This is a genomic window from Mesorhizobium sp. Arg314, from assembly GCF_053714275.1.
Map to the genome: position 1 here is coordinate 7242 of NZ_JBSKBP010000091.1, position 2056 is coordinate 9297.

Consider the following 2056-nt stretch of genomic DNA (forward strand, 5'->3'; position numbering starts at 1 on the left):
CACATAAAAGGAACCAATGCCTTACATGAAGCTATGCAGCGGCGCGACGAGACCAAAGGTAGAGGCCCTCCGGACGTCAAGCCGCCCGAGTACTCCAGTTCTAAAGCGCGGCACCAGTTATTGCTCGACCAGACCAAGGCAGTATCGACAAGAGGGTTCGAGACTCGCTTAGCCGGGTATGCGCGCTGAGGAGCTGATAGCCGACGCTGTCAACTTTCGAATGGATGCCAGATAGCGCCGGAAGGCGTTGCGTTCGCTCAGCGCTCGCAAGTTGCGTGTTTCGGTAAGTCCCGGACGCCGATTTCACTAAGTTCCGGACAGTTTCCGGGGCGGATTTGACGGTCGGTTCTCGGCTGCGCCGTTCTGGCATTTTGACCTCTCACGATGACGTTGGGAGGGGCCATGCCAAGACGGAAGCAAACGAGACAGACGACGGTGAAGGACATCCGAGCGATCTTGCGCCTGACGCATGAGCATGGCCTTTCGGTGCATGCGGTATCGGAACGGCTGAAGATCAGCAAGACGACGGTTTCGACCTATCTGTTACGCGCGAGCGAGGCGGGGCTTTCGCGTTGGCCGTTGCCGCCCGGCTACGACGACGATGCGGCGCTCGAGCGGCTTCTGTTCCGCCGGATGGGCCGGCCGCCACAGGATCTGAGTGAGCCCGACTGGGCGCTGATCGTCCGGGAGCTGAAGCGCAAGGGCGTGACGCTGACGCTGTTGTGGCAGGAGTATCGCGCTGCCCATCCCGACGGTTACGGCTACACCTGGTTCTGCGAGCACTTCGCCGCTTTCGAGCGTCGGACGAGCGCAACGTTCCGCAATCGGCATGCGGCGGACGCGGTGATGCAAACCGACTATGCCGGGCAGACGGTGCCGATCATCGATCCTGCTACCGGCGTCATCCACGCCGCCCAGATCTTTGTCGCGGTGCTGGGCGCCTCCAATCTGACCTTCGCCTTTGCCAGCTCCAGCCAGAAGCTGCCCGACTGGATCGACGGCCAGATGCGGGCGCTTGCCTTCTTCGGCGGAGTCACCAAGGCGATCGTCTGCGATTACGTGCCCGGGCACGTAATCGCAGTTTTGTGTCCCGAACGGTTATGTGCCCCGGCGGGCGTAAGTTTCTGTGATTAAACGACCAGATTGTCTGTGGCGACACATCTAACGAGCGAACAACGGGCGCACCCTCCAACTCCCCCTAACTGAGAATGGAGGTTGCCATGTTGGAACGCGTTTTCGTCAAACCACAAACAATCGATCGGATTATGGATTGCTGGCTAGGGCCGCAAATCGAGCAGTATGTGAAGGCTTTGTGCGAACGTGCCTACACGCCTCGAAGCATCTATCGCCGCGTTCCCGTCCTCGTGAAGTTCGCGGCATTCACTTCCGACCGGAATGTCGAACGTATCGAACAAGCGGAAGGGCTCTTCGAGCCGTTCATCGCTGACTGGTTGTCAAATCGTCATCCCGATCGATCGGCTGATGCACGTCGACGCGACCGCAACTTTGTCACTGGCGTCATGCGGCATTTCTTCAACCTGGTCGTTTGGAAGGCGGGCGACGACCGCACTCGGCATTCGCTGCCCGATCCATTTGCGGTCCAGGTTCCAGGGTTCTTCGATTATCTCCGCGATGAGCGAGGGTTGCGGCAAAGCTCCATCGCGCATTACCGGCATTACCTGCGCGTCTTTGAGCGGCATCTCAGCGATGTAGGATGCGATCCGAAGTCGCTTACATTACCGGTGGTGACGGCCTTCATCACGACACAGGCCTCGCATTTCGGCCGCACCGCGATGATCAGTCTCGCCAGCATCCTGCGGGTCTTCCTGCGATACCTGCATCGGGAACGCGTCCTTCAGCGCGACATCAGCAAGCTGGTCGAGATACCTCAACGTTATCGGCTGGCCGATATCCCTCGATCGAGGTGCCTGCCCGAGCAGCAGTTGAATGGTGCGCACGTCGGCGCCGGCCTCCAGGAGATGGACGGCGAAGGCGTGCCGCAAGCTGTGCGGCGTGACCGGCTTGGACAAGCCGGAGAGGTCGCCCGCTTTCGCGC

General features: G+C 60.3%; 1 protein-coding gene and 3 pseudogenes. 3 read left to right on the plus strand and 1 reads right to left on the minus strand.

The window, feature by feature from the left end:
- The 3 genes and pseudogenes from ACWGS9_RS33335 to ACWGS9_RS33345 all read left to right on the plus strand — a co-directional run.
- A partial coding sequence (locus ACWGS9_RS33335) for a hypothetical protein (RefSeq protein WP_454509220.1) occupies positions 1 to 189 on the plus strand: 189 nt, incomplete at its 5' end.
- A 213-nt stretch (positions 190 to 402) separates the two neighbouring features.
- Positions 403 to 1086, plus strand: a pseudogene (locus ACWGS9_RS33340) (IS21 family transposase); the annotation flags it as partial.
- A gap of 434 nt (positions 1087 to 1520) precedes the next feature.
- Positions 1521 to 1787: pseudogene (locus tag ACWGS9_RS33345) on the plus strand (site-specific integrase); the annotation flags it as partial.
- A 144-nt stretch (positions 1788 to 1931) separates the two neighbouring features.
- Here the strand turns inward: ACWGS9_RS33345 and ACWGS9_RS33350 are convergent.
- Positions 1932 to 2056, minus strand: a pseudogene (locus ACWGS9_RS33350) (tyrosine-type recombinase/integrase); the annotation flags it as partial.